This window comes from Achromobacter spanius (assembly GCF_039673305.1).
GTDB classification, from domain to species: Bacteria; Pseudomonadota; Gammaproteobacteria; order Burkholderiales; family Burkholderiaceae_B; genus Achromobacter; species Achromobacter spanius_F.
Window position 1 is genome coordinate 20,914 of sequence record NZ_JBDJLJ010000043.1, and the last position, 26,020, is coordinate 46,933.

Consider the following 26,020-nt stretch of genomic DNA (forward strand, 5'->3'; position numbering starts at 1 on the left):
CTGGGATGGCTGGGTCATGACATGCGGGGCGCCGGCGTGTTGGCGACCGCCCGCAAGCACTTGCAAATTCAGTACGCGGTGGCGGCGGTGTTGCCCGCCCCGCTTGGCGCCGTATGCCAGGTGGGCAAGCTGGAAAACCAGTGCCTGCACCTGGTGGTGCCCACCGCCGCCCATGCGGCCAAGATGCGTCAATTGGCTCCGCGCGTTGCGCGGTCGCTGGCGGACCAAGGCTGGAACCTTAACGAAATTGCCATCAAGGTACAAGCGGGTTTGCCCAAGCCCGGCGCCCGTCAGGCGCGCCCTCCCAAAGAGGCGCAACCCCTCAGCGACAAGGCCCTGGGGGCCTTTGAAACGCTGCACGACAATCTGCGCCCGGGCCCGTTGGCCGATGCGGTCGCCAAGCTCTTGAAACACCACAAGGGTAGCTGAGCACCGCAGCTTTGTCCGCCACGGCAAGCGTGCGGAAACGTAGCGAAACCATGTTTTCAGACCGATGGCCGGATGGTCTGCTACCGGTTTGCGACTATTGCGCTAGCGGGTGGCGACCAGCGCCATCCTTAAGCAGGAACCCGCGCGTTCGGTCGGGGACGGCCCCCGTGCGCGGGTTCAGAGGGAAAGCCTGGCCTCAGGCCAGCTTCCATTCGTGGCGAAACGCCTGCGGCGCTTCGGCCTGCGATTCATAGGTGATCAGTTCCCAGGCGTCTTGCTGCGCCAGCAGCGCGCGGGCCAACTGGTTGTTCAGGCCGTGGCCCGACTTGCACGCCACATAGCGCGCCACCAGCGGCTTGCCCAGGAGATACAGGTCGCCGATGGCGTCCAGGATCTTGTGTTTGACGAATTCATCGTCGTAACGCAGACCGTCGCTGTTGAGCACGCGGTACTCGTCCATGACGATGGCGTTGTCCAGGCTGCCACCGCGAGCCAAGCCCATCGACCGCAGGGCTTCGACTTCATTCACGAAGCCGAAGGTGCGCGCCCGGGCGATCTCGCGCACGTACGAATGCGTGGCGAAATCGATTTCGGCGAAATTGGCGGTCGAGTCGATGGCGGGATGGCGGAAGTCGATCGAGAAGGCCAGCGCGTAACCTTCATGCGGTTCCAGCCGCGCCCATTTCTCGTTGCGGCCTTCGCCTTCACGCACTTCCACCGGCTTCAGGACACGGATGAATTGCTTGGGCGCGTTCTGCTCGACGATGCCCGCCGAGCGCAACAGATAAACAAACGTCGCCGCGCTGCCGTCCATGATGGGGACTTCTTCGGCAGTGAGGTCAATGTGCAGGTTGTCGATTCCCAGGCCGGCCAACGCCGACATGAGATGTTCCACGGTCGACACGCGGACATTGCCCTGCTGCAGCACGGACGCCATGCGGGTGTCACCCACGCCCATGGCCTGGGCAGGCAGGTCGACGACCTGCGGCAGGTCTACGCGGTGAAAGACGATGCCCGTATTCGGCTGTGCCGGGCGCAGGGTGAGCTCCACCCGCCGTCCTGAGTGGACGCCGACGCCTGTCGTGCGGACGAGATTCTGAATGCTGCGCTGTCGGAACATGGGACTTGGGGAATTTGAATCAGGAAGCCAGCAAGATAACGATCAGATTGCCGGCGTAACCGATGTATTGTAACTCTGTCCGACCCTTGCCGCCATCTGGCGCGCGGATCGACCGATACCTCCGTCCCTTTTTTGATGCCGTGCAAGGGAAACACGGACCGCTCCGCCTCCGGCTCGCCCGTGGGGACAGGCGAGCCGGAGATGAGGGAGTGCAATTAGAGCCGTTGACCGGCCCTAAGGTTCAGTCCGCCTGCTTGCGCAGGAAGGCCGGGATGTCGAAATGATCCATACCCGAGCTTTCCAGCGCGCGCACCTGGGCCGACGCCTGGCTGCGCGGATTGCGCATGACCGACGGCATGTCCAGGTTGCGGTAGTCGCCGCCCTGACCGGCCGGCATCGTGCCCATGGGCATGTTGTCGGTGCCGGTGCGCAGCACTTCAGCGGTCGTCTGCACCAGTTGCGGACGGGATTGCGCGCGGCCCAGGCCGGTTGCAACCACGGTCACGCGCAGGTTTTCACCCATGGACTCGTCGTAGGCGGTGCCGAAGATCACGGTCGCGTCGTCCGAAGCGTAGCTGCGGATGGTTTCCATGATTTCGCGCGTTTCGCGCATCTTCAGCGAGCGGCTGGCGGTGATGTTGACCAGCACGCCGCGAGCGCCGTTCAGGTCCACGCCTTCCAGCAGCGGGCAGGCAATGGCGTGCTCGGCGGCAACGCGTGCGCGGTCCGCGCCCGATGCCGACGCCGTGCCCATCATGGCCTGGCCTTGCTCGCCCATGATCGTCTTCACGTCTTCGAAGTCGACGTTGACGTTGCCTTCGACGTTGATGATTTCGGCGATACCCGCGCACGCGTTGTGCAGGATGTCGTCGGCGGAACGGAAGCAGTCTTCCTGCGTCGCGTCCTCGTCCATCAGTTCATAGAGGTTCTCGTTGAGCACCACGATGAGCGAATGCACGTGCTTGGCCAGTTCCGAGATACCGTCCTCGGCCATCTTCAGGCGCTTGTTGCCTTCGAAGGTGAAGGGCTTGGTGACCACGCCCACGGTCAGGATGCCCAGTTCCTTCGCCACCTCGGCCACGACCGGACCTGCGCCGGTGCCGGTGCCACCGCCCATGCCGGCGGTGATGAAGACCATGTGCGCGCCATTCAGCGCGGCACGGATCTCTTCGCGCGCGGTTTCAGCCGACGCGCGCCCCTGCTCGGGCTTGGCGCCCGCGCCCAGGCCGGTGCGGCCCAGACGGATCTGCACCGGCGCGTTCGTGGCCGCCAGCGCCTGCGCATCGGTGTTGGCGCAGATGAAATCCACGCCGTGCACGCCGCTGCGAATCATGTGCGCCACGGCATTGCCGCCCGCACCGCCCACACCAACGACCTTGATTACGGTCCCTTTGGTGTTGTTCTCAAGCATCTCAAAGTTCATCATGATGACTCCCTCACAAGTCCGATTTTGCAAATCACAAAAATTCCCCAACAACCTATATTTTGTGAATCGCCTCAAAGCCGATGCCGACTACATAGGTCCGCGACGGGTTTGAGACGCCTCCTCTTTCTGGCACACCCCGCAATACAGCCGCGGTTCGCACCAAGGAGCAGGCCCCAACCTGCACCCTTTAATTCATAAACCATTCCTTCATGCGCGCCAGCAGGCTCTTGAAATTGCCCGTCTGCGCAGCCACCTTGCGGCCTCGCACACGCTGCATTCGCGCTTCCTGCAGCAGTCCCATCACGGTCGAGAAGCGCGGATTGCGCATCACGTCGGCCAGGCTGCCTTCGTATTCGGGCACCGCCACGCGAACGGGCTTGAGGAACACGTCCTCGGCCAGTTCGATCATGCCGGGCAACTGCGCCGACCCGCCGGTCAGGACCACGCCGGATGCCAGCAGGTCTTCATAGCCGGAGTCGCGCACCACCTGCTGCACCAGCGTGAACAGTTCTTCCACGCGCGGCTCGATGACGGCGCCAAGCGCCTGGCGCTTGACCTGCCGCGGGCCGCGGTCGCCCAGGCCGGGCACTTCGACGGACTCGTCGGGGCTGGCCAGCACCTGCTTGGCGACGCCGTAGCGCAGCTTGATTTCCTCGGCATCGGGCGTGGGCGTGCGCAGCATCGCGGCGATGTCGTTGGTGATCTGGTCGCCGGCGATCGGCAGCACGGCGGTATGGCGAATCGCGCCGCCGGTGAAGATCGCCACGTCGGTGGTGCCACCGCCGATGTCGACCAGCACCACGCCCAGCTCTTTCTCGTCGGCCGTCAGCACGGCCAGGCTCGACGCCAGCGGCTGCAGGATCAGGTCCTGCACTTCCAGGCCGCAGCGGCGCACGCACTTGACGATGTTCTGGGCGGCGCTGACCGCGCCCGTCACGATATGCACGCGCACTTCCAGGCGCAGGCCGCTCATGCCGATGGGTTCGCGGATGTCTTCCTGGCCGTCGACGATGAACTCCTGGGTCAGCACGTGCAGCACCTGCTGGTCCGTCGGAATGTTCACCGCCTTGGCGGTCTCGATGACGCGGGCGACGTCGGTGGCGGTGACTTCCTTGTCCTTCACGGCGACCATGCCGCTGGAATTGAAGCTGCGGATATGGCTGCCGGCAATGCCGGTGTAGACGTCTCGAATCTTGCAATCTGCCATCAGCTCGGCTTCTTCAAGCGCGCGCTGGATGGAATTCACAGTGGTCTCGATATTGACGACCACGCCCTTGCGCATGCCGCGCGATTCGTGCTGGCCCAGGCCAAGCACTTCGAAGCGGCCTTCAGGCAGGATTTCAGCCACCACAGCCACCACCTTGCTGGTGCCGATATCGAGGGCGACGATAAGGTCCTTGATGTCACGGGTCATGGCGTTAGCGTTTCTTGGGAGGTTTCGGTGTTGATTTGGATTTGGTTTCCGACGCAGGCAACGGGGCCAGCGCCAGGGCGAAACCATTGGGATAGCGCAAGTCGGCCTGCGTGATGGTGCGCCCTTCCAGGCGCCCCGACACGGCGGGCCACGCCTGCACAAAGCGTTGAATGCGCGCCGCGAACGGCAGCGCCCCCGGCAGGCCGTGCGGATCCGGCGCGTCGGCGCCCGGATCGCGGCCCAGGTCCAGCAGCATGCCGTTGGACAGCACGACACGCCAGGCGTAGCGCGGGCTCAGTTCCAACTGATCCACATGCATGTCCAGCGGCGCGAACCAGCGCGCCAGTTCCGCGTAGCGCTGCACGACGAGCGATTCGGTGCCGTCGGGTCCGGAGAACTGCGGCAGCACCGTCTCGTCGTCCACCTCGCCCGTGTTGGCCGTGAACGCTTCGCCCCACGTGTTGATCATCTGGTTCTCGTTCCACAGCGCCAGCGGCTGCTGCTCCTCGATGCGCACGCGCAGCACGTTGGGCCAGATCCGCCGCACGGTCGCATGCCTGACCCAGGGAACGGACTCGAAGATCTCCCGCGCGTCGTCCAGGTCCACCGTGAAGAAATTGCCCTTGACGCGGCCCGCGATCGCCGACCGCACCGCCCCCGTCGACACATAGTGCAGCTCGGTGTCCGGCATCGATTCCAGCTCGATGGCCGACAGCGTGAAGTACGGACGCTGCGCCACCCACGCCACGCCCGCGATGAGCAGGGCGCAAACCGCCAGCACGGCTAGCGTGTTGGCGATCAGGTTGGTAGTACGAGCGTCGTTCCACACGGAATATCCAGGTCAAGCGTTGCGGGCGGGGCTGTGCACCTTGCACGAAGCCTCGGAAAGGATCTCCACGCACAAGTCGGCATAACTGATCCCGACGGCCTTCGCCGCCATGGGCACGAGCGAATGGCCGGTCATGCCGGGCGACGTATTCATTTCAAGCAGCCAGGGCCGGTTGTCGCGGTCGAGGATGAAGTCGGCGCGACCCCAGCCTTCGCAGCCCAGCGTCTGATAGGCCTTTACGGCAATCCGGGCGACTTCTTCAGCCACTTCCGGCGGCAGCGTTGCCGGGCAGAAGTACTGCGTGTCGTCCGAAAAGTATTTGTGCTCGTAGTCGTAGTTGCCGCCGGGCGCGGCGATCTCGATCACCGGGAGCGCGCGCGCCGACTTGCCGGAACCCAGCACCGCCACGGTGAGCTCGCGGCCGGTGATGAACTGTTCGGCCAGGACCTCGCTGTCGAAGCGCGCCGCGGCCGCATAGGCTTCCTTCATGTCGGAATAGCCCACTACCTTGGTGATGCCGACGGTCGAACCCTCGTGCGGCGGCTTGATGATCAGCGGCAGGCTCAGGCGGTCGGGCACCAGGCGCAGCTCGGTGTCGGCATCCAGCACTTCGAAATCCGGCGTCGGCAGGCCATGCTGCAGCCAGATGCGCTTGGTCATGGTCTTGTCCATGGCCAGCGCCGAGGCCATCGGACCGCTGCCGGTGTAAGGGATGCCCAGCAATTCCAGGGCGCCCTGGATGGTGCCGTCTTCGCCGTAGCGGCCGTGCAGCGCGATGAACACGCGGTCGAAGCCTTCGGCAGCCAGCTCGGCAAGGCTGCGCTCGCCCGTATCGAACAGATGGGCGTCCACGCCGGCGCTGATCAGCGCCTGCTGCACGCCCTTGCCCGACATCAGGGACACTTCGCGCTCGGCGGACCGGCCGCCGTACAGCACACCCACCTTGCCGAATTGCTTGCTCATGCCAGTTCTCCCACCTGGGCCGGGACCTTGCTGATCGAACCGGCGCCCATCACGATGACGACGTCGCCATCGCGCACGAAATCCACGACTGCCTGCGGCAGGTCGGCCACGTCTTCCACGAACACCGGCTCCACCTTGCCCGCCACCCGCAGCGCGCGCGACAGGGCGCGCCCGTCGGCCGCGACCAGCGGCGGCTCGCCGGCGGAATAGACCTCGGTCAGCAGCACGGCGTCCGCGGTTCCCAGCACGCGCACGAAGTCTTCGAAGCAATCCCGGGTGCGCGTGTAGCGGTGCGGCTGGAAAGCCAGCACGATGCGGCGGTCCGGCCAGGCGCCGCGCGCGGCGGCCAGGGTCGCGGACATTTCCACGGGATGATGACCGTAGTCGTCGATCACGGTGAAGGTGCCGCCGCCATGACTGGCGGGCACCGGGAATTCTCCGGTCTGCGTGAAGCGGCGGCCCACGCCCTTGAAGGCAGCCAGCGCATCGCAGATGGCGGCGTCGGACACGCCCAGCTCGGTCGCGACTGCGATCGCGGCCAACGCGTTGCGCACGTTATGCAAGCCCGGCAGGGCCAGTTCCACCTGCAGCGGCGGCAGCAGCGTATCGCCGTGCGTGCGCTGCACGTTGAAGCGCATGCGCGTGCCCTCGGGCTGCACTTCGTAGGCGCGGACCTGCGCCTCCGGGTTCAGCCCGTAGGTCGTGATGGGACGCGACACAAACGGCATGATCTCGCGCACATTGGCATCGTCCGAGCACAGCACCGCGCTGCCGTAGAAAGGCAGGCGCTGCGTGAACTCGATGAAGGCGCTCTTCAGGCGCGCCACGTCGTGCCCGTAGGTGTCCATGTGATCGGCATCGATGTTGGTCACGATGGCCATCACGGGCAACAGGTTCAGGAACGACGCGTCGGACTCGTCGGCTTCGACCACGATGTAGTCGCCCTGCCCCAGCCGCGCGTTGGCGCCGGCCGAATTCAGGCGTCCGCCGATGACGAAAGTGGGGTCCAGGTCGCCGGCGGCAAGCACGCTGGCCACCAGGCTGGTCGTCGTGGTCTTGCCATGCGTGCCCGCGACGGCGATGCCGCGCTTCAGGCGCATCAGCTCGGCCAGCATGATGGCGCGCGGCACCACCGGGATGCGCGCGGAGCGCGCGGCGATCACCTCGGGGTTGTCGCCCGCGACGGCGGTCGACGTGACGATGGCGCCTGCCCCGGTGACGTTGCTCGCGGCGTGGCCGATGGCGATCTTCACGCCCAGGCCGGCCAGACGGCGCGTCACGGCCGATTCGTTCAGATCGGAACCGCTGATGGCGTAGCCCAGGTTGAGCAGCACTTCGGCGATGCCGCTCATGCCGGAGCCGCCGATGCCTACGAAATGGATATGTTGAATTCTGTGTTTCATGATGAACGCCCCGCTGCTTGTTCACAGACGTCGGCGATATGGGCAGCCGCGTCGGGGCGCGCATGCGCGCGGGCCCGGACGGCGACAGCCTGCAGTTCTTGTCGGGAGCGCTGGGCGAGCCAGTCCGCCAGCCACTCGGGCGTCATGGCGGTCTGCGGCTGCAGCCAGGCGGCCTGCGCGTCGCTCAGGAAGCGCGCGTTGGCGGTTTGATGGTCATCGATGGCATGCGGGAACGGCACGAACAGCGCCGCGACGCCGGCCGCGGCCACTTCGGACACCGTCATGGCGCCCGCGCGGCAGATCAGCAGATCGGCCTCCGCCATGGCGCCCGCCATGTCATCGATGAATGCACGGCAGTCGGCCTGCACGCCCGCCTGGGCGTAGGCCTGCTGCAGCGCGGGCAAATGTTGTTCGCCGGCCTGGTGGACGACCGTAGGCCGGCTTTCCAGCGGCAGGCGGGCAAGCGCCAGAGGCACGGTGGAGTTCAACGCCTGCGCGCCCAGGCTCCCGCCCACCACCAGCACGCGCAGCGGACCGCTGCGGTCGGCGTAGCGTCCGGCGGGATCCGGCAGGGCGCACAGGTCGGCGCGCACCGGATTGCCCATGGCTTCGCCCTTGGGCAGCACCCCGGGGAAGCCGCTCAGGACGCGGCGCGACATCTTCGCGAGGCACTTGTTGGCGGTGCCGGCGACGGCGTTCTGCTCGTGCACGACCAGCGGCGTGCCGCGCAAAGCCGCAATCACGCCGCCCGGAAAGGCCACATAGCCGCCCATGCCCAGCACGACATCCGGACGGACGTCGGACAGGCGCGACCACGCTTGCGCGAACGCGCGCAGCAGGAGGAATGGCAGCTTCAGCAGCGCCGACGCGCCCTTGCCGCGCACGCCCTGGAAGCGCAGCGGAACCAGCTCGATACCGCGCGGCGGCACCAGCTTGCCTTCCATTTTTTCGGGATTGCCCAGCCACAGCACGCGCCAGCCGCGTTCGCGCAGCACGTCGGCCACGGCCAGGCCGGGCATGATGTGCCCGCCGGTGCCGCCGGCCATGATCAGGATGGTGCGGGCGGCGGTCATACCCGTCCTCCCCGCATCATGACGCGGTTTTCCACGTCGACGCGGATCAGCATCGCCAGCGCGCACAGATTCATCACCACGCCCGAACCGCCGTAGCTCATCAACGGCAGGGTCAGGCCCTTGGTGGGCAGCAGGCCCAGGCAGACGCCCATGTTGATGAACGACTGCACGCCAAACCACATCGCCACGCCGTGCGCCACCAGTCCGGCGAACGTGCGCTCCATGGCGATGGCCTGGCGGCCGATGTCGAAGCCGCGGTAGACGATGATGGCAAACAGCGTGATCACCAGCATGACGCCGGCAAACCCCAGCTCCTCGCCCACCACGGCCATCAGGAAGTCCGTATGGGCTTCGGGCAGGTAGTGCAGCTTCTCGACGCTTGCGCCCAGTCCCACGCCCAGCCACTCTCCGCGGCCCAGGGCGATCAGCGAATGCGACAGCTGATAGGCGCTGCCATAGGCGTTGTCTTCGTTCCAGGGATCGAGGTACGCGAACAGGCGCGCGCGGCGCCACGGCGACAGCCAGATCAGCATCAGGAAGGTGCCCACCAGCACCGCCAGCAGGCTGCTGAAATACTTGCCGTTGATGCCGCCCAGGAAAAGGATGCCGATGGCGATGGCCACGATCACCATGAAGGCGCCCAGATCGGGCTCCAGCAGCAGCAGCATGCCCACGCCGGCCAGCGCGAAGGCCATCGGCAGGAAGCCGCGGGCGAACGCCTGCATGTGCTCCTGCTTGCGGACGGTGTAGTCGGCCGCGTACAGCAAGGCGGCCAGCTTCATCAGTTCGGAAGGCTGGAAGTTCAGCGGGCCCAGCGGAATCCAGCGGTGCGCGCCGTTCACCTCGCGGCCGATTCCGGGAATCAGCACCGCGACCAGCAAGGCAATCGACACCATGAATAGCGGAACGGCCAGGCGCTGCCAGACGCGGATGGGAATCGACAGGACCACGGCGGCGCCGACCAGGCCGGCGCTCACGAACAGGCCGTGGCGGATCACGAAGTAGTAGCGACCATAGGACGCATAACGCGGGCCGTCGGCCAGCGCTATCGACGCCGAATACACCATCAGCAGGCCGAGCAGCAGCAACGTCGATGCCGCGATGACGAGCGGCATGTCGAAGTTGCGCATGCGGGTACGGCCGGGCCGTACGGCATTGACGCTGGCGGTGAGATCGGCGATCAGGCTCATCGGACAGCCTTTGCGCTGCGCGCAGCGGATTTCGCCTTGGGAGCGGCGTTGCGGCTCATGCCACCTCCCCACGGTCGCGGGCCAGGTCTTCGACCTCTTCCACGAACACCTGCCCGCGATGCGGGTAATTGCGGAACATATCCAGGCTGGCGCAGGCGGGCGACAGCAGCACGGCATCGCCCGGCTGCGCCAGGTCCGCAGCGCCGCGCACCGCGTCGCGCAGGGAGTCGACCGTCACGCAGTTGACGCCGGTCGGCGCCAGCACGCGGCCGATCTCGGGACCATCCACGCCGATCAGCATCACGGCGCGCGCATGGCGCGACACCACCGGAATCAGCGGAGAAAAGTCCTGGCCCTTGCCCTGGCCGCCCGCGATCAGCACCACCGGCTGCCCCAGGCCTTCCAGGGCGGCCACCGTGGCGCCCACGTTGGTGCCTTTGCTGTCGTTGATGTAGTCGACGCCGCCGATCGTGCGCACGAAGGCGGCGCGGTGGGGCTCGCCCGCATACTCGCGCAACGCGCGCAGCATGGCGCCCCAACCCAGGTCCAGGCAGCGGGCCAGTTGCAGGGCGGCAAGCGCATTCAGTGCATTGTGGATGCCACGGATGCGCAGGGCATCGACAGGCATCAGCCGGCTCATCCGGCCCTTGGCCCGGACAGGTTCGGGCGCATCTTTCTTGCGGCGCACGGGCGGCGCCGGTTCGTCGAAATCGCTGGGCTCGCAGGCCGTCAGCCACGCCACGCCCTGCCCCAGTTCCAGCCCCATGTCGCCCACCAGTTCCGGCAGGTCGCGGCCGAAGCTGCGCACGTGCATGGCGTTCAGCGCCGGGACCATGTCCACGGTGAGCGGATCGTCGCGGTTGACGATGGCGACACGCGCCATCTTCAGGAGGCGCGCCTTGGCCTGTGCATAGGCTTCCATGCCGCCGTGCCAGTCCAGATGATCCTGGGTGACGTTCAACACAACGGCCGCGTCGGCCATCAACGAGCGCGTGGTTTCCAGCTGGAAGCTGGACAACTCCAGCACCCACACCTGCGGCAGCGACTCGGTGTCCAGAGCATCCATCAATGCGGCCAGCGCCGCAGGGCTGATGTTGCCTGCGGCAAGCACGGTCAGGCCGCTGGCTTCGACCAGCTGGCGCGTCAGCGCGGTAACGGTGGTCTTGCCGTTGGTGCCCGTCACGGCCAGCAGGCGCGGCCGGTATTCGCGCGTCTGCGCCAGATCCGACAGCGCACGCGCGAACAATTCGATTTCACCGACGACTTCGATGCCACGGGCCTCGGCCTCGCGCAGGATATCCGCCGCCGGCGCCTGCGCGGGCGCCAGTCCGGGGCTGAGCACCAGTTGGGCGACGCCGTCCAGCAGGTCCGTGGCGAACGATCCGTCGCACCCCAGGCGGTATTCCACCTCGCTCTGCGCCAGCGCTTCGCGCAGCGCGGCGAGCCCGCCCGGTTCGGCGCGCGTGTCGGCCACACGCAAGCGGGCGCCCTGTCGGGCGCACCAGCGTGCGGCGGCGACACCCGTCTCGCCCAATCCGAGGATCAGGACGAGCGGCGCGTCAGCGCGGGAGGTTTCCATCGTATTCATCGCAACTTCAGGGTAGAGAGGCCAATCAGCACCAGCATCATGCTGATGATCCAGAAACGCACGACCACCTGGGTTTCTTTCCAGCCGCCCACTTCAAAGTGATGATGCAACGGCGCCATGCGGAAAATGCGTCGACCTGTTCCATAACGTCGCTTCGTGTACTTGAACCAGGTCACCTGGATCATCACGGAAAGGGTCTCGACCACGAACACGCCGCCCATGATGAACAGCACGATCTCCTGGCGCACGATGACCGCGATCGTGCCCAGCGCGCCGCCCAGCGCGAGCGCGCCGACGTCGCCCATGAAGACCTGCGCCGGATACGCGTTGAACCATAAAAATGCCAGGCCCGCTCCACCGATCGCGGCGCAGAGCACCATCAATTCGGCGGCGCCGGGAATATACGGAAACAGCAGGTACTTCGAATAGTCCACGCGGCCGACCACGTAAGCGAAGATGCCCAGCGCGCTGCCCACCATGACGGTCGGCATGATGGCCAGGCCGTCCAGGCCGTCGGTCAGGTTCACGGCGTTGCTGGTGCCGACGATCACCGCCCACGTCAGCGCCACGAAACCCAGCACGCCCAGCGGATAGCTCACCGTCTTGAAGAACGGCACGATCAGGTCGGCGCGCGTGGGCAGGGACATCGTGAAGCCGCTGCCCACCCAGGCCTTGAACAAGGGCCAGAGTTCCGTGTTGGCGGGCGCGGATACCGCGAACGCCAGATACACCGCAGCCACCATGCCGATGGTGGCTTGCCAGAAGAACTTCTGCCGCGCGGGCATGCCCTCGGGATCGCGATAGACCACCTTGCGGTAGTCGTCGCGCCAGCCGATCCAGCCGAAGCCGAAGGTCACCAGCAACACGACCCACACGAAGCGGTTCGTCCAGTCGGCCCACAGCAGAGTGCTGATGGCGATCGAAATCAGGATCAGCACGCCGCCCATGGTGGGGGTGCCGGTCTTGACCAGGTGCGATTCCGGGCCGTAGGCGCGCACGGCCTGGCCGATCTTCATTTCGGTCAGTTTGCGGATCACGCGCGGACCCGCCACCAGGCCGATCAGCAGCGCGGTCGCGCACGCCAGCACGGCGCGCAAAGTGATGTACTCGAACACGCCCAGCGCGCGAACATCGTCGGAAAGCAGGCGGGCGATTTCAAGCAGCATGCTGCTCTCCCTGCCCCTTGGCCGCGATACCGTCATTCGTGGAAAAAGCCGTCACTACCCGCTCCATGCGCATAAAGCGCGATCCTTTTATCAATACGCAGGACGGGCGCAAGCCGCGCAAGGCGGCAACGACTTCGTCTACCGATGCGCAGGCGTGCGCGCCTGGGCCGAATGCGGCGGCTGCCGCCCGGCTGGCTTCGCCTAGCGTGATGAACGCGTCGAGCCCATGCTCGCGCGCATAATTGCCCACCTCGGCATGCATGGCGGGGCCGTTGTCCCCGATTTCTCCCATGTCGCCCAGCACCAGGACTCGCGTGCCGGCGATGCGCGCCAGCACGTCGATGGCCGCGCGAACCGAGTCGGGGTTGGCATTGTAGGTGTCATCGATGAGCAGCGTTCCGTCACTCATTCGCTTGTGCTGCATGCGGCCGGCAACCGGGCTGAAACCCGCCAGCGCGCGCACCGCGGTGTCGAGCGGCGCCCCCGCGGCGATTGCGCTGGCGATCGCCGCCAGGGCATTGCGCAGGTTGTGCAGGCCGGGCACCGGCAGCGCCAGATCGGCAGTGCCCACGGGCGTCACCACCCGGCAGCGCGTCGTGTCCACTTCCGCGATGATCTGTTCCGCGTACACGTCCAGGCCGGGCTGCAGGCCGAAACGCAGCACGCGGCGCGGCTCGGCCAGCGCGTCCCAGATCGCGGAATAGGGTTCGTCGCCCGGATAGACAGCGACGCCGTCCTGCGGCAATGCCGCGATGGCGGCGCCGTTTTCGTGCGCAACCGCTTCCACGGTGTGCATGAATTCCTGATGTTCGCGCTGGGCATTCGTGACCAGCGTCACGGTCGGGGCCGCGATGGCGGCCAATTGCGCGATCTCGCCGGGATGATTCATGCCCAGCTCGAACACGGCGGCGCGATGCTCCGGACGCAGGCGCAGCAACGTCAGCGGCACGCCGATATCGTTGTTCAGATTGCCCGCGGTAGCCAGACGGCCCGACTCGCCTTGCCAGTCGGCGAGCATCGCCGAGATCATTTCCTTGGTGGTCGTCTTGCCATTGCTGCCGGTCACGGCCACGACGGGCAGCGCAAAACGCGCGCGCCAAGCGGCGCCGATGCGCATCAGTGCGTTGCGAGTGTCGCCCAGGACCAGTTGCTGCAACCGGGTATCGTGCACCGCGTGCGCCACGACGGCGGCGCATGCGCCCCGCGACTCGGCCTGGTCCAGGTAGTCGTGCGCATCGAAGTTCTCGCCCACCAGCGCGACGAACAGCTCGCCTTCGCCGATGCGGCGCGTGTCCGTGGAAACGCCCTTCACTTGCGGCAGCAGCAGCGCCAGCCGCGCCCATTCGCGATCGTCGAAGGGCAGCTTTTCGCCCCCGATATCCTGATAGGTCTCGTGGCCCTTGCCCGCCAGCAGCACGACATCTTCGGGCGAAGCCGCCCAGATGGTCTGCATGATGGCGCGCGCGCGGTCCACCTGAACGTCCGCCCGGGCGGATTCAGGAATGCCGGCCAGTATCTGTTCGACGATGGCTTCCGGCGACTCCGTGCGCGGGTTGTCGCTGGACACCACCACATGGTCGGCCAGCTCGGCCGCGACGCCGCCCATCACGGGACGCTTGCCCGGATCGCGCTCTCCGCCGCAGCCGAACACGCAGATCAGGCGACCAGACCGCGCGTCGGAAACGGCACGCAGCGCCAACAACGCGCGGGACAGCGCGTCCGGCGTGTGTGCGTAATCCACCACCACCAGCGGGCCCCGCCCCGCATGGGCTTGCGCACCAGCAGCCGCCGGTTCCACGGTCTGCAGGCGGCCGTCCACGGGATCGGTCGCAGCCAGTTCGCGGGCAATCTGCGCGAAAGGCAGGCCCAGTTTGTAGAGCACGCCCGCCACCAGCAGCAGGTTCGACACGTTGTGCGCACCCAGGAGGCGCGTCACGATCTGGGCTTCGCCATGCGGCGACACCAGCGTGAATATCTGGCCCTGGGAAGTGGCCTGCAGGTCGCGCGCCCGCATCGCGGCGGGAATCGCGGGGTCTTCGCTCAGGCTGTAGCCCATCGGAGACACGCTGTCGGGCAGACTGGCAAGCAGCCGCCGTCCCGCCTCGTCGTCGGCGTTGATCACGGCGGAGGTCAGGCCCGGCCAGCGGAAGAGGCGAGCCTTCGCCGCTTCGTAACGCTCCATCGTGACGTGGTAGTCAAGATGGTCGCGCGTGAGATTCGTGAACGCAGCCAGCGCAACGCGAACACCGTCCATGCGGCCTTGCTCGATACCGATGGACGACGCCTCCATGGCAACGGCCTTCGCGCCGGCGTCGCGCATCGCGGCCAGCGTGCGATGGACGGTCAGGACGTCGGGCGTGGTCAGGTCACCGCCCAACGTGCGCCCGTCGGGCAGCACCGCGCCCAGCGTACCGATGGTGCCGCACGCCTTGTCGTTGCGACTCAGGGCGTGGGCGATCCACTGGACCGAGGAAGTCTTGCCGTTGGTGCCGGTCACCGCGACCACCGCCAGCGCGGCCGACGGCCGGCCGTACCAGGTATCGCCCAGTTCGCCCAGCAGCGAACGCAGGCCGGTCACCGGCAGCATGGGCGTGTCCGCCGCCGCGGCCAGCAGTGCGTCGCTGGCCGGCGCCTCGAACAGCACCGCGCTGGCGCCCCGCGCCAGCGCCGTATCTATATAGAGACGTCCGTCGCTGGACAGGCCCGGGCAGGCGACGAACACGTCGCCCGGCTCGATTTCGCGCGAGTCCAGCTTGAGGTGCGCGGTCAAAGAGACGCGCGCATGCAACCACGCCACGGTCTCGGCAACCGTGGCGACAGGGGAAGAGTGGAAGCCTTTGGCGCTCATCTGCCTGGCTCCTTGATACCAGCAACAATCGTGGATTCAAAAGGCGCATCGGGCTGCACCCCCATCAGCCTCAGGCTCCCCCCCACGATATGGGAGAACACGGGCGCGGCAATGGCGCCGCCGTAATAACCGCCGGTCGTCGGCTCGTCGATGGACACGGCAACCACGATCTTCGGATCCGACACCGGAGCGAAACCCACGTAGGAGCTCCGATAGCGCTGGGTGCTGTACTTGCCGTCCACGATCTTGCGCGCGGTGCCGCTCTTGCCCGCCACGCGGTAACCCTGCACCTGGGCAGCCTTGGTGCCGTCCGGGCCGGTCGCGGCTTCGAGCATGGCGCGCACCATCGCGGTGGTCTTCGGGGTGTAGATCTTGACGCTGGTGGGATCGCTGTCGCGCTTGACCAGGGTCAGCGACACCATGTCGCCATTGCGCGCGAACACGGTGTAGGCGCGCGCCACCTGCAGCAGCGACACCGACAGGCCGTAGCCGTAGGCCATCGTGGCCTTTTCGATCAGGCGCCAACGGTCCCAGGGACGCAGGCGTCCGGGCGCCGCACCGGGGAATCCCACTTGCGGGGCCTGGCCCAGGCCCAACTCCGTGAAGCGATCCCACATTTCGCGGGATTCCAGCTTCTCGGAGATCATCGTCATGCCGATATTGCTGGACTTGCGCAGCACGCCCGCCACGTCCAGCGTGCCGTTGCGGCTCACGTCGCTGATGGTGCTGCCCTGATAGGTGAAGCGGCCGTTGCCGGTTTCGAACAGCGTCGACGTCGTGATGCGGCCCAGGTCCAGCGCCAGCGCGGCGGTGAACGGCTTCATGATGGAGCCGGGCTCGAACGTATCGGTAATGGCCTGGTTGCGCAGCTTCGAACCATGGAAGGTTTCGCGCTTGTTCGGATCGAAGGTAGGCACGCTGGCCAGCGCCAGGATCTCGCCCGTATGCACGTCCACGACCACGGCGGTGGCGCCCTTGGCCTGGTGCTTGTCCATGGCGTCCTTCAGCTCCTTGAACACCAGGTACTGCAAGCGGGTATCGATGGACAGGCGCAGGTCGCGGCCGTCCACCGGCAAGGTGACGGCCTGCACGTCCTCGATCACGCGGCCCAGCCGGTCCTTGATGACGCGGCGACTGCCCGGGCGGCCGGAAAGCTGCTGGTTGAAGGTCAGCTCGACCCCCTCCTGGCCCTGGTCCTCGACGCTGTTGAAGCCCACGACGTGAGCCATCACCTCGCCGTCCGGGTAGTAGCGGCGGGTCTCGGGTTGCTGATGCACGCCCGGCAGGCCCAGTTGCTTGATCTTGTCGGCCACGTCCATCGAGACCTGGCGCTTCAGATAGACGAAGTTCTTGTCTTCGTCCACCAGGCGGCGGCGCAGGTCGGCCGCCGGCGTCTCCAGCAGCTTGGCCAGCGAGTCGATCTGGCTGGGCGTGGCCTGCTTCACGTCTTCCGGGATCGCCCAGATGGCGCGCGCCGGCACGCTGGAAGCCAGCACCGCGCCGTTGCGGTCCATGATCTTGCCACGCGTAGCGGCCAGCGTCAGCGTGCGCTCGTAGCGCCTTTCGCCCTGCTGCTGCAGGAACTCCGTCGACAACCCCTGCAGGAACAGCGCGCGGCCGGCCAGCACGGTGAATCCGCCAAACAGCAGGATCAGCACCAGGCGCGCGCGCCACGTGGGCAGTTGTCCGCGCAGCACGGGGTTGTCGAAGAAAGGTACGCGCTTCATTGGGCGCCTCCTGCCGCAGCGGGCACGGGCGCCTGGTTCAGGTATAGCGTGCGGTCCGGAACGATGGAGATCATCTTCAGGCCGTCGCGCGCAATGGCGTCCACACGCGCATTGCGGGCGAGCTCGGCGCGCTCGAGCTGCAGGCGCCGCCAATTGGTTTCGAGGTCGCGCGCCTGCGCCTGATCACGGCCCAGCTCGATAAAGAGCTGGCGCGACTGATACCGGCTGGTGACCAGGGAAATGGCCGACAGCATCAGCAAAGCCGCAACGATCAGGCTGACGCGACCCATTAGCGGCGCCCTCCCTTGCCGCCGCGCCGCGGCGGCGGGGCCAGGTCGCTGCCGGGCAGCGAACCGATCTTCACGAACGCAAAGCCGCCTTCGGCGGGCAAAGGTGTTTCGGTGCGCTCGGCAACGCGCAGGATGGCCGAGCGGGCACGGGCATTGGCCGAGACCTCATCGTCTTCGGCCACGACCTTGCCAAGGGAGCGCACCACGGGCTGGGGCATTTCGCTTTCACGCAGCGGCAGGCGTGCATGCGCGGCGGCCGGACGAGCCGCCGCCGCGATGCATTGCTTGACCATGCGGTCTTCAAGCGAATGAAAGCTGATCACCGCCAACCTCCCTCCCGGGGCAAGCAGGTCTAGAGCTGCCGCGAGGGTGCGCGCGAGCTCTTCGAGTTCCCGATTGATGTAAATCCGTAGAGCTTGAAAGGTGCGTGTGGCCGGATGTTGCCCCTTTTCGCGCGTGCGGACGGCGCCGGCGACGCACTCGGCAAGCTCGAGCGTGGTGCGCAGCGGCCTTGTTGCGCGGCGAGCAGCAATCGCCTTTGCAACCTGAAAAGCAAACCGTTCTTCGCCATAATCCGCTATGACCTCCCGCATCTCATCCACACTGGCTTGCGCCAGCCAATCCGCCACCGTGGGTCCACGAGTGGTGTCCATCCGCATATCGAGCGGTCCGTCTCGCATGAACGAGAAACCGCGCTCAGCGTCATCGATCTGAGGCGATGAAACGCCCAGATCCAGCATCACGCCATCGACCTTGCCGATGCCGCGCTGCTCCAACTCTTGCGCCATGGTGGCAAAGCCCCCATGGACGACCGTCACCCGAGAATCCTGCGCCGCCAGCGCGTTGGCGACGGCGATTGCCTCGGGATCCTTGTCAAACACCACCAGCCGGGCTTGCTTGCCCAAACGGCCAAGCAGCTCGCGGCTGTGCCCGCCACGCCCGAAGGTGCCGTCGACAAAAACGCCGCTCTCGGCTCGCGTGGCCGTATCCGGCTCGTCCTGCTGGTGCGACCGTGCCGCACCCTTGCCGCCGAAACCGGGCAGCAAAAGCGCGTCCACCGTCGGCGCCAGCAGGACGGGCCGATGTTCGAATTCCATAACTCTTTCAGAACGAAAACTGGTTCAACACATCCGGCATACCCTTGGCTAGGTCCTCAGCCTCGCGGCTGGCCAGGGTAGCGGCGTCCCACAGCTCGAAGTGCGCGCCCAGACCGAGCAGCATCACATCGCGCGTCATACCGGAAGCGTTGCGCAGTTCAGGAGCGATCAGGACCCGGCCGGAGCCGTCCAGTTCGACGTCCTGAGCGTTGCCCAGCAACAGCCGCTGCAGCGCCCGAGCCGTCATGGGAAAAGCGGCGATCTGCTCGCGCTTCTTTTCCCACTCGGGCCGCGGATACACCAGGAGGCAGCCGTCGGGGTGGCGGGTCAGGGTCAGCCGGCCATCGGCCTGCGACATGAGCGCGTCACGATGCCGGGTCGGAATCGAGATCCGTCCCTTGGCATCCAGCGTGAGCGCGCTGCTTCCCTGAAACACCACTTTTACCCCACTTAATTGCACAATTTCCTACTATTTCCCACTCTACGGTATGGGACAGGGGCGGTCAAGCGCGTGGTTGCAATTTTTTCAATCACAACAAGGACTTAGATCAATTTGTAAATTCGCAAAAAGAAAAACCTCCCAATAAATCAGGAGGTTGCGACACACTCTAAAAGTCCTTCATCAGAAGTAGCGGCTAACGATAGCTGCCTTTCGATTTACGGCCGGCCGATTTTCTCCGGCGGGCGGGGCTTTCGGCCGACCGCCGGCCTCGGTGGTGAAAAAAAACCGGTGCGGCCAGCGCAACGCGCGCGCCCGGGCGGGACCCGGGCGGCGCATGGCGCGGAATTTCAAATGCAAGACGGGTCTATAGGCCGGATTCTGTACGCCAGGTTTCCCTGGCGGACGATCATTCCTCTGCGCGGATCATTGCTGAGCCGCTGTAGCCATCTACCCGCATACTCGGACGGAGCCGCCCGTCACGGCCGTGAGGCCGCACGCATGCCTATTTGATGTTGCTCCGGATAGAGGTTGCCGCGTTTCACCCTGCGATGCCGCCGCCCGTTGCCGGAAGACGCAATACGGAGATGGCCGTATCAGTGCGCGCAATGCGCGCCCGCGCCGCAGTCTCGTCTCTGTGGTCCTATTCCTCAGCCGCGCCCGAAGACGCGACCGGACGGCCGTTAGCCGTTACCCTGCCCTATGGAGTCCGGACCTTCCTCGATGGATTCGCATCCACCGCGATCGTCCGACCCGCCTTGCAGCCCGTATTCTATTACAGCCGCCGGCTCCGTCCCCGAGGCACCGGCATCTCGTCCGCCCGCCAACGATGCGCCGGGTTCCTGCGACAATACGCCCTGATCCGCTTTGACGCCGCAGACGCTATCCATACATGGCCCTCGAAACTCTCATTACCCTGACCGACATCCAGCTGGCGTACGGCCACCATCCGCTGCTGGATCATGCCGACTTCGCCATCCAGGCCGGCGAGCGCATCGGCCTCATCGGCCGCAACGGCGCGGGCAAGTCCTCGCTGCTCCGGCTGCTCGACGGCAGGACCCTGCCCGACGACGGCACCATCGCCCGAAATTCGGGGCTGCGCGTCGCCACCGTCGAACAGGAACCGGAACTGGACGACAACGCCACCGTCTTCGACGTCGTCTGCAATTCGGAAGGCGACCACGAGGACTGGCAACGCCCCTCCCGCGCCCGCGCCGTCCTGGAAAAGCTGGGCCTGCCCGCCGACGTGCAGATCGCGGGCCTGTCCGGCGGCACCCGCAAGCGCGTCGCGCTGGCCCGGGCCCTGATCGACGAGCCCGATCTGCTGCTGCTGGACGAACCCACCAACCACCTGGACTTCGAAGGCATCGCCTGGCTGGAAGACATGCTGCGCGGCTGGAAAGGCGCTGCCGTCATCATCACCCATGACCGCCGCTTCCTGGACGCCGTCACCACGCGCATCGTCGAACTCGACCGCGGGCGCCTCCTGAGCTTTCCGGGCAACTTCTCGCAGTGGCAGGAACGCAAGGCTCAATGGCTCGAATCAGAACGGCTGGAGCAGGCCCGTTTCGACAAGCTGCTGGCGCAAGAGGAAGTCTGGATCCGCAAGGGCGTGGAAGCCCGACGCACGCGCAATGAAGGCCGCGTGCGCCGGCTGGAAAGCCTGCGCGTCCAGCGCGCCGAGCGCCGCGAACGCGTCGGCAATGTGTCGCTCGCGCTGGCTGAAGGGCAGCGCTCCGGCAAGCTCGTCGCCGAACTCGAGCATGTCGGCAAGACGTTCGGCGACAAAACCGTCGTCGACGACTACTCCACCACCATTCTGCGCGGCGACCGCATCGGCATCATCGGGCCCAATGGCGCCGGCAAGACCACCCTGCTCAAGCTGATCCTGGGCGAGATGCAGCCCGATACCGGCACGACGCGCCTGGGCACCAACGTCGCGGTCGCCTACTTCGACCAGATGCGCGCGCAACTCGATGAAAACGCCTCGCTCGTCGACATCATCAGCCCGGGCAGCGAGTGGGTCGAGATCGGCGGCGTCCGCAAGCACGTCATGACGTACCTCGGCGACTTCCTTTTTTCGCCCGCGCGCGCGGGCTCTCCCGTGCGCAGCCTGTCCGGCGGCGAACGCGCCCGCCTGCTGCTTGCGCGCCTGTTCGCACGCCCCGCCAACGTGCTGGTGCTGGACGAGCCCACCAACGACCTGGACATCGAAACGCTGGAGCTGCTTGAAGAACTGCTGCAGGAATATGCCGGCACCGTGCTGCTCGTCAGCCACGACCGCGCGTTCCTCAACAATGTCGTCACGCAGACCATCGCCTACGAAGGAAATGGCCATTGGCGGGACTACGTCGGCGGCTACGACGAGTGGGTCGCGCAGCGCCCTGCTTCGGCGGCGCCGCAGGCCGATGCCGACAAGGCAAGCAAAGCCGCCGACGACAGCGCCACGCGCGCCAAGACGGCGCGCCCCAAGCCCGCCAAAGCCGGCAAGATCAACGCCTGGGACCTGCGCGAACTCGAGGGCCTGCCCGACGCCATCGCCGCGCTCGAGGCGCAGCAGGCCGAACTGGCGGGCAAGCTCGCGGACGGCAGCCTGTATCGCGACGCCCCGGCGGAAGTCGAGCGCATCAATGGCGAACTGGCCAAACTGGAAAGCGAACTGGAAGAGAAGTTCGCACGCTGGGAACTGCTGGAAGCCCGCCGGGACGGCACGCTCTGAAGCGCGGCGCCTCTATCTAATATAGAGACGCCCAAATAAAAAGGGTTGAACGGCGCAAAGCGGTTCAATCCTTTTTCATGCAAGTTCGCAAGCGGGGCCGGCCGCGGCCGCGCCTTTAAACGTGCGCGCGCCAGGCCAGCGATTCGCCAGCGGCCAGCGGAACCAACGTGGTGTTGCCAAAGGCCAGCTCGTCCGGGATCTGATAGGTCTCGCGGGTCAGCGTCAGCGTACCCGTGTTGCGGGGCAGACCATAGAAGTCCGGACCGTAAAAACTCGCAAACCCTTCCAGCTTATCCAGCTTGCCCGCTGCTTCGAATGCCGTGGCATACAGCTCCATCGCATGCAAGGCGGTGTAGCAGCCGGCGCAACCACACGCGTGCTCCTTCAAACCGCGCGCGTGCGGCGCGCTGTCGGTGCCCAGGAAGAAACGCGGGCTGCCGCTGGTGGCGGCTTCGACCAGTGCCAGGCGATGCGTCTCGCGCTTCAGGATCGGCAGGCAATACCAATGCGGCCGCACGCCGCCCTGGAAAATCGCGTTGCGGTTGTACAGCATGTGCTGGGGCGTGATCGTCGCCGCGATGGGGCCTTCCGCGTCGCGCACGTACTCGGCGCCCTCTTTCGTCGTGATGTGCTCGAACACCACCTTCAGTGCCGGGAAGGCGCGCCGCAACGGCTTCATGACGCGTTCGACGAAAATGGCTTCACGGTCGAACACGTCGATCGACGGGTCCGTCACTTCGCCGTGCACCAGCAGCGGCATGCCGCACTCCTGCAGGGCCTCCAGCGCCTTCGCGCATTTGCCCAACAGGTCGGTCACGCCCGCATCGGAGTTGGTGGTGGCGCCCGCCGGATACAGCTTCACCGCGTAGACCTGGCCCGACTCGTGCGCCCGCACGATCTCCTCGGCCGAGGTGTTGTCGGTCAGGTAAAGCGTCATCAGCGGGGTAAACGAAGCCGAGTTGACGCCCGCCTTGTCCAGGGCAGCAAGAATGCGGCCGCGGTAGGCCAGCGCCTGCTCGGTCGTCGTCACCGGCGGCTTCAGGTTGGGCATGATGATGGCCCGCGCGAACTGGCGCGCGGTGTCAGCCACCACGGCCTCCAGCGCGGCGCCATCGCGCAGGTGCAGATGCCAGTCGTCGGGGCGGGTGATGGTCAGTTGGGTCGTGCTTTGAGTAGACATGGAAGGGCTTCTTAATCTGCCAGCGGCATGCCCCGCTCAGCCAGCGCGCAGAACATCGCGCTGCCCAGGGGAATGACCGCATCGTTGAAGTCGAAATGCGAGTTGTGCAGCACGCAGCCGGAATCGGCTCCGCCCTGGCCCAGGCGAAAGTAGGCCCCGGGTTTGGTCTGCAGCATGAAGGAAAAATCCTCTGAGCCCATCGAGGGCGTCAGGTCGCGCACCACATTCTCTTTGCCGATCATCTCGGTCGCGATGTCGGCCACCAGGTTTGCATGTTGAGGCGTATTCAGGGTGGCGGGGTAGATGCGTTCGTAGACGACTTCAGCAGTACCGCCGAAGGCCCCTGCAATCGCGCCGACCAATTCGCGCATCCGTGTCTCGACCATTTCCTGGACCGATTTGCGGAACGTGCGCACCGTGCCCACCATCTTGGCTTCACGCGGGATGACGCTCATCGCACCCGGATGCCCGGCCTGGACTGAACCGATCGACACGACGGCGGAGTCCAGCGGATTCACGTTGCGCGACACGATGGTCTGCAAAGCGGTGATGATATGGCCCGCGATCGTGACGGGATCGATCGTCTGGTACGGATGCGCGCCATGGCCGCCGCGTCCTGTGATCTGGATCTCGAAGCGGTCGGCCGCGGCCATCATCGGCCCCGGGTTGATGCCGATCGTGCCCGGCTTCAACCCCGGCCAGTTGTGCAGCGCGTAGATCGCGTCGCACGGAAAGGTATCGAACAGCCCGTCCTCGAGCATGGCCCGGGCGCCGCCGCGCCCCTCTTCGGCGGGCTGGAAAATCAGCACTGCCGTGCCGTCGAAATTGCGCGTCTGCGCCAGATACTTTGCCGCACCGATCAGCACCGCCGTATGGCCGTCATGGCCGCAGCCATGCATCAGGCCAGGCTTGGTCGACTTATGCCCGAACGTGTTGTCCTCGGTCATCGGCAGCGCGTCCATATCCGCGCGCAACCCGATCATGCGGCCGCTATCGCAGCGTTTGCCACGGATCACGCCCACCACACCCGTCTTGCCGATGCCACGATGCACCTCGACGCCCAGCGCCTCCAAGGCGCCCGCGACGATGCCCGACGTACGAACTTCCTCGAAGCCCAGTTCCGGGTGTGCGTGCAAATCGCGGCGTAGTGCAGTCAATTCGTCATGAAAAAGCCGAATCGATTCCAACGGAGATCGTGCGTACATAGGACGTTACAGAATGACGTGATAGAGGGGACAGTCTGCGCATTTTAGTTGCTACAGAGGATAAATGCCTTTGTCTTTACTGTAGAGACACGTTATGCTCCGGCCGCAGGACAATTTTTCCAACAGCCAGAGAAGGAGCGCCGCATTATGGCCACAACCTCCAAACCCGCGACCGCGCGCAAGCCGAACGCTGCATTCATGAAGCCCCTGACCCCCAGCGCCGAATTGGCCGCAGTCATCGGCTCGGAAGCCGTGCCGCGTACCGAGGTCACCAAGAAGATCTGGGAATACATCAAGAAGCACAACCTGCAAGATGCCAGCAACAAGCGCAACATCAACGCCGATGCCAAGCTGCTCCCGATCTTTGGCAAGGATCAGGTCACGATGTTCGAATTGACCAAACTGGTCAACGCACATCTGAAGTAAGCAGGCAAAGGGCGTACGGCGTACGTCCCTGCCTTTGGATTGTCGCGACGCCCTGGCTCACCGCCGGGCGAGCTCGGCTCCACCACGCAAGTCCCATCTCCGGCGCATTCGCCATATCCACGTTCCGTGGATACGCTTCCCCCCAGCCTCATTGCCTGATCACCAGGCCCGACGCCCGCGCTTCGAGCTGCGTCGCCCACAGCGCGCGATACCGTCGTTGTTCGAGCTCCTGCTCGCTCAACCCGCCGGCGCTTTCGCCATCTCCACGTTGCGTGGATAAGCTCCCCACGCCTCATTGCCTGATCGCCAGACCCGGAGCCTGCCCTTCGAGCCCCGTGGCCGCACACAGCGCGATACGGCCATTGCGCACGAGCTCGTGGCCGTTCGAGCCTTCATGTTCCCTACGCCGACTGTCGACGGCCTGGCGCCGGCGGATCCTCAATTGGCAAGCAAAAGAAAAGGCCGGCATTCATGCCGGCCTTTTCACTCACCACGTGACACTCACGCGTATGTCGTGGGCGCGCTGCCTTCCAGGAGCGACAGCCAACCCTTTATCAGGCGGTACAACACCCATATGATCGTTGCCGCTACGCCAATCCAGCCAATGAAGATCAGCGTGGCGATGCCGCTGATGGCAAGCCAAAGCAGCGCCCACCAGAAGGTACGCAGCAGCCAGTCGAAATGGGCCGCATAGACGGTGCCGGCGGCATCCGAGCGCTTCAGGTACATCAGCACAACGGCGGCAAGCGTGGCGATGCCCAGAAATCCACTCGTCAGAAAGCCCAAGGCATACAAGCCGTAAGCCACGTGGGTCAACGTGCGCAGGTCCAATGTCGTACCGGGCACGGGGGTCTGGGGATCACTCACGATAACGCTCCAACGAATTGACTCGGTCAATCTTACCGCACAAACCCCCACCGCCCACGAGCGTTGTTATTTGGGCACATTCAATATTGGCGCGGCTTGCAGCCCAACTGCAGGCGCTTCATGCGTCCGTATTGGCATGCGTGCATGACCTCTGCGTGCGACCTGGAGACGGTCTCGGAAGCAGCTCGAGCATGCACAGATGGCGCCCGTGTCGATGACACAAAGACAAAGCCCCACCGGGTCGCGGTGGGGCTTTGAGGGATAAGAGCTTGACGATGACCTACTTTCACAGACGTCCGTCCACTATCATCGGCGCAAAGGCGTTTCACGGTCCTGTTCGGGATGGGAAGGAGTGGTACCACCTTGCTATGGTCGTCAAGCGTAGCTGCTTGAGCCGTTGACACTCGCGTCAACGTTCGAATCTTGGGTACTGCAGCGCGGGCCGAGGCTCGCGCATCTTGCGCATGATTGCCGGCACGCCAGGCAATCGAATGCGCGAAGGTTCTCACTAAAGACAAAACCCCGCAGGGGATACCTGCGGGGTTTTGCGGAATAAAAGCCTGACGATGACCTACTTTCACAGACGTCCGTCCACTATCATCGGCGCAAAGGCGTTTCACT

21 protein-coding genes, 1 rRNA gene and 1 other RNA gene are annotated in these 26,020 nt (G+C 65.6%); 3 read left to right on the top strand and 20 right to left on the bottom strand.

Going from position 1 to position 26,020, the window contains the following annotated elements:
• Positions 1-21 precede the first annotated feature (21 nt).
• The gene (locus tag ABE485_RS23760) at positions 22-429 is read left to right on the top strand and encodes a DciA family protein (protein ID WP_346517724.1); all 408 of its coding nucleotides are present in this window, start codon (positions 22-24) and stop codon (positions 427-429) included.
• 196 nt (positions 430-625) lie between these two features.
• On the opposite strand, the gene lpxC is transcribed toward ABE485_RS23760, so the two are convergent.
• From lpxC to rnpB, 16 genes are all read right to left on the bottom strand, one after another.
• Positions 626-1,549: a UDP-3-O-acyl-N-acetylglucosamine deacetylase gene (gene lpxC / locus ABE485_RS23765; RefSeq protein ID WP_346517706.1), complete on the bottom strand. Its 924-nt coding sequence runs from the start codon at positions 1,547-1,549 to the stop codon at positions 626-628.
• A gap of 241 nt (positions 1,550-1,790) precedes the next feature.
• Positions 1,791-2,975 (bottom strand): cell division protein FtsZ, encoded by a 1,185-nt coding sequence (ftsZ, locus tag ABE485_RS23770; RefSeq protein WP_346517707.1) that lies wholly within the window; start codon positions 2,973-2,975, stop codon positions 1,791-1,793.
• Positions 2,976-3,162: 187 nt separating this feature from the next.
• Positions 3,163-4,389 carry a cell division protein FtsA gene (gene ftsA, locus ABE485_RS23775; RefSeq protein WP_006217473.1) on the bottom strand — a complete coding sequence of 409 codons (1,227 nt, stop codon included), beginning with the start codon at positions 4,387-4,389 and terminating at the stop codon, positions 3,163-3,165.
• A 4-nt stretch (positions 4,390-4,393) separates the two neighbouring features.
• The gene (locus tag ABE485_RS23780) at positions 4,394-5,218 is read right to left on the bottom strand and encodes a cell division protein FtsQ/DivIB (protein WP_346517708.1); all 825 of its coding nucleotides are present in this window, start codon (positions 5,216-5,218) and stop codon (positions 4,394-4,396) included.
• A 12-nt stretch (positions 5,219-5,230) separates the two neighbouring features.
• The gene (locus tag ABE485_RS23785) at positions 5,231-6,181 is read right to left on the bottom strand and encodes a D-alanine--D-alanine ligase (RefSeq protein WP_346517709.1); all 951 of its coding nucleotides are present in this window, start codon (positions 6,179-6,181) and stop codon (positions 5,231-5,233) included.
• Positions 6,178-7,584, bottom strand: a complete 1,407-nt coding sequence (gene murC / locus ABE485_RS23790) for a UDP-N-acetylmuramate--L-alanine ligase (protein WP_346517710.1) — start codon at positions 7,582-7,584, stop codon at positions 6,178-6,180. Before murC ends, ABE485_RS23785 begins: the two co-directional genes overlap by 4 nt.
• A complete protein-coding gene (gene murG, locus ABE485_RS23795) occupies positions 7,581-8,657 on the bottom strand; it encodes an undecaprenyldiphospho-muramoylpentapeptide beta-N-acetylglucosaminyltransferase (RefSeq protein WP_346517711.1) in 1,077 nt (358 codons plus the stop codon). The genes murC and murG overlap by 4 nt, the downstream gene beginning before the upstream one ends.
• Positions 8,654-9,847, bottom strand: a complete 1,194-nt coding sequence (gene ftsW / locus ABE485_RS23800; protein WP_346517712.1) for a putative lipid II flippase FtsW — start codon at positions 9,845-9,847, stop codon at positions 8,654-8,656. Before ftsW ends, murG begins: the two co-directional genes overlap by 4 nt.
• Before the next feature lie 55 nt (positions 9,848-9,902).
• Complete coding sequence (murD, locus tag ABE485_RS23805; RefSeq protein WP_346517713.1) at positions 9,903-11,435, bottom strand: UDP-N-acetylmuramoyl-L-alanine--D-glutamate ligase; 1,533 nt, start codon at positions 11,433-11,435, stop codon at positions 9,903-9,905.
• Positions 11,432-12,601 (bottom strand): phospho-N-acetylmuramoyl-pentapeptide-transferase, encoded by a 1,170-nt coding sequence (gene mraY / locus ABE485_RS23810; protein ID WP_346517714.1) that lies wholly within the window; start codon positions 12,599-12,601, stop codon positions 11,432-11,434. Before mraY ends, murD begins: the two co-directional genes overlap by 4 nt.
• The gene (gene murF, locus ABE485_RS23815; protein ID WP_346517715.1) at positions 12,591-15,449 is read right to left on the bottom strand and encodes a bifunctional UDP-N-acetylmuramoyl-L-alanyl-D-glutamate--2,6-diaminopimelate ligase MurE/UDP-N-acetylmuramoyl-tripeptide--D-alanyl-D-alanine ligase MurF; all 2,859 of its coding nucleotides are present in this window, start codon (positions 15,447-15,449) and stop codon (positions 12,591-12,593) included. The genes mraY and murF overlap by 11 nt, the downstream gene beginning before the upstream one ends.
• Positions 15,446-17,176, bottom strand: a complete 1,731-nt coding sequence (locus tag ABE485_RS23820) for a peptidoglycan D,D-transpeptidase FtsI family protein (RefSeq protein ID WP_346517716.1) — start codon at positions 17,174-17,176, stop codon at positions 15,446-15,448. Before ABE485_RS23820 ends, murF begins: the two co-directional genes overlap by 4 nt.
• Positions 17,173-17,466: a cell division protein FtsL gene (gene ftsL, locus ABE485_RS23825; protein WP_346517717.1), complete on the bottom strand. Its 294-nt coding sequence runs from the start codon at positions 17,464-17,466 to the stop codon at positions 17,173-17,175. The genes ABE485_RS23820 and ftsL overlap by 4 nt, the downstream gene beginning before the upstream one ends.
• Entirely contained in the window at positions 17,466-18,563 is a 1,098-nt protein-coding gene (gene rsmH / locus ABE485_RS23830; protein ID WP_346517718.1) for a 16S rRNA (cytosine(1402)-N(4))-methyltransferase RsmH, read from the bottom strand. Before rsmH ends, ftsL begins: the two co-directional genes overlap by 1 nt.
• A gap of 7 nt (positions 18,564-18,570) precedes the next feature.
• Positions 18,571-18,999, bottom strand: a complete 429-nt coding sequence (gene mraZ, locus ABE485_RS23835; RefSeq protein WP_006226256.1) for a division/cell wall cluster transcriptional repressor MraZ — start codon at positions 18,997-18,999, stop codon at positions 18,571-18,573.
• 357 nt (positions 19,000-19,356) lie between these two features.
• Positions 19,357-19,762, bottom strand: an RNA gene (gene rnpB, locus ABE485_RS23840) — RNase P RNA component class A.
• A gap of 132 nt (positions 19,763-19,894) precedes the next feature.
• On the opposite strand from rnpB, the gene ABE485_RS23845 reads away from it, so the two are divergent.
• Entirely contained in the window at positions 19,895-21,721 is a 1,827-nt protein-coding gene (locus tag ABE485_RS23845; RefSeq protein WP_346517719.1) for an ATP-binding cassette domain-containing protein, read from the top strand.
• A 115-nt stretch (positions 21,722-21,836) separates the two neighbouring features.
• On the opposite strand, the gene pyrC is transcribed toward ABE485_RS23845, so the two are convergent.
• Together pyrC and ABE485_RS23855 are read right to left on the bottom strand one after the other, a co-directional pair.
• Positions 21,837-22,901, bottom strand: a complete 1,065-nt coding sequence (gene pyrC / locus ABE485_RS23850) for a dihydroorotase (protein ID WP_346517720.1) — start codon at positions 22,899-22,901, stop codon at positions 21,837-21,839.
• Positions 22,902-22,912: 11 nt separating this feature from the next.
• Positions 22,913-24,106, bottom strand: a complete 1,194-nt coding sequence (locus ABE485_RS23855) for a M20 aminoacylase family protein (RefSeq protein WP_346517721.1) — start codon at positions 24,104-24,106, stop codon at positions 22,913-22,915.
• A gap of 147 nt (positions 24,107-24,253) precedes the next feature.
• Here ABE485_RS23855 and ABE485_RS23860 point away from each other — a divergent pair, with 147 nt between their 5' ends.
• Positions 24,254-24,532 (top strand): SWIB/MDM2 domain-containing protein, encoded by a 279-nt coding sequence (locus ABE485_RS23860; RefSeq protein ID WP_008160134.1) that lies wholly within the window; start codon positions 24,254-24,256, stop codon positions 24,530-24,532.
• 501 nt (positions 24,533-25,033) lie between these two features.
• Here ABE485_RS23860 and ABE485_RS23865 read toward each other — a convergent pair.
• Both ABE485_RS23865 and rrf read right to left on the bottom strand, forming a co-directional pair.
• A complete protein-coding gene (locus ABE485_RS23865) occupies positions 25,034-25,399 on the bottom strand; it encodes a DUF4870 family protein (protein ID WP_346517722.1) in 366 nt (121 codons plus the stop codon).
• A gap of 267 nt (positions 25,400-25,666) precedes the next feature.
• Positions 25,667-25,779 (bottom strand): 5S ribosomal RNA (gene rrf, locus ABE485_RS23870).
• Positions 25,780-26,020: the final 241 nt, after the last annotated feature.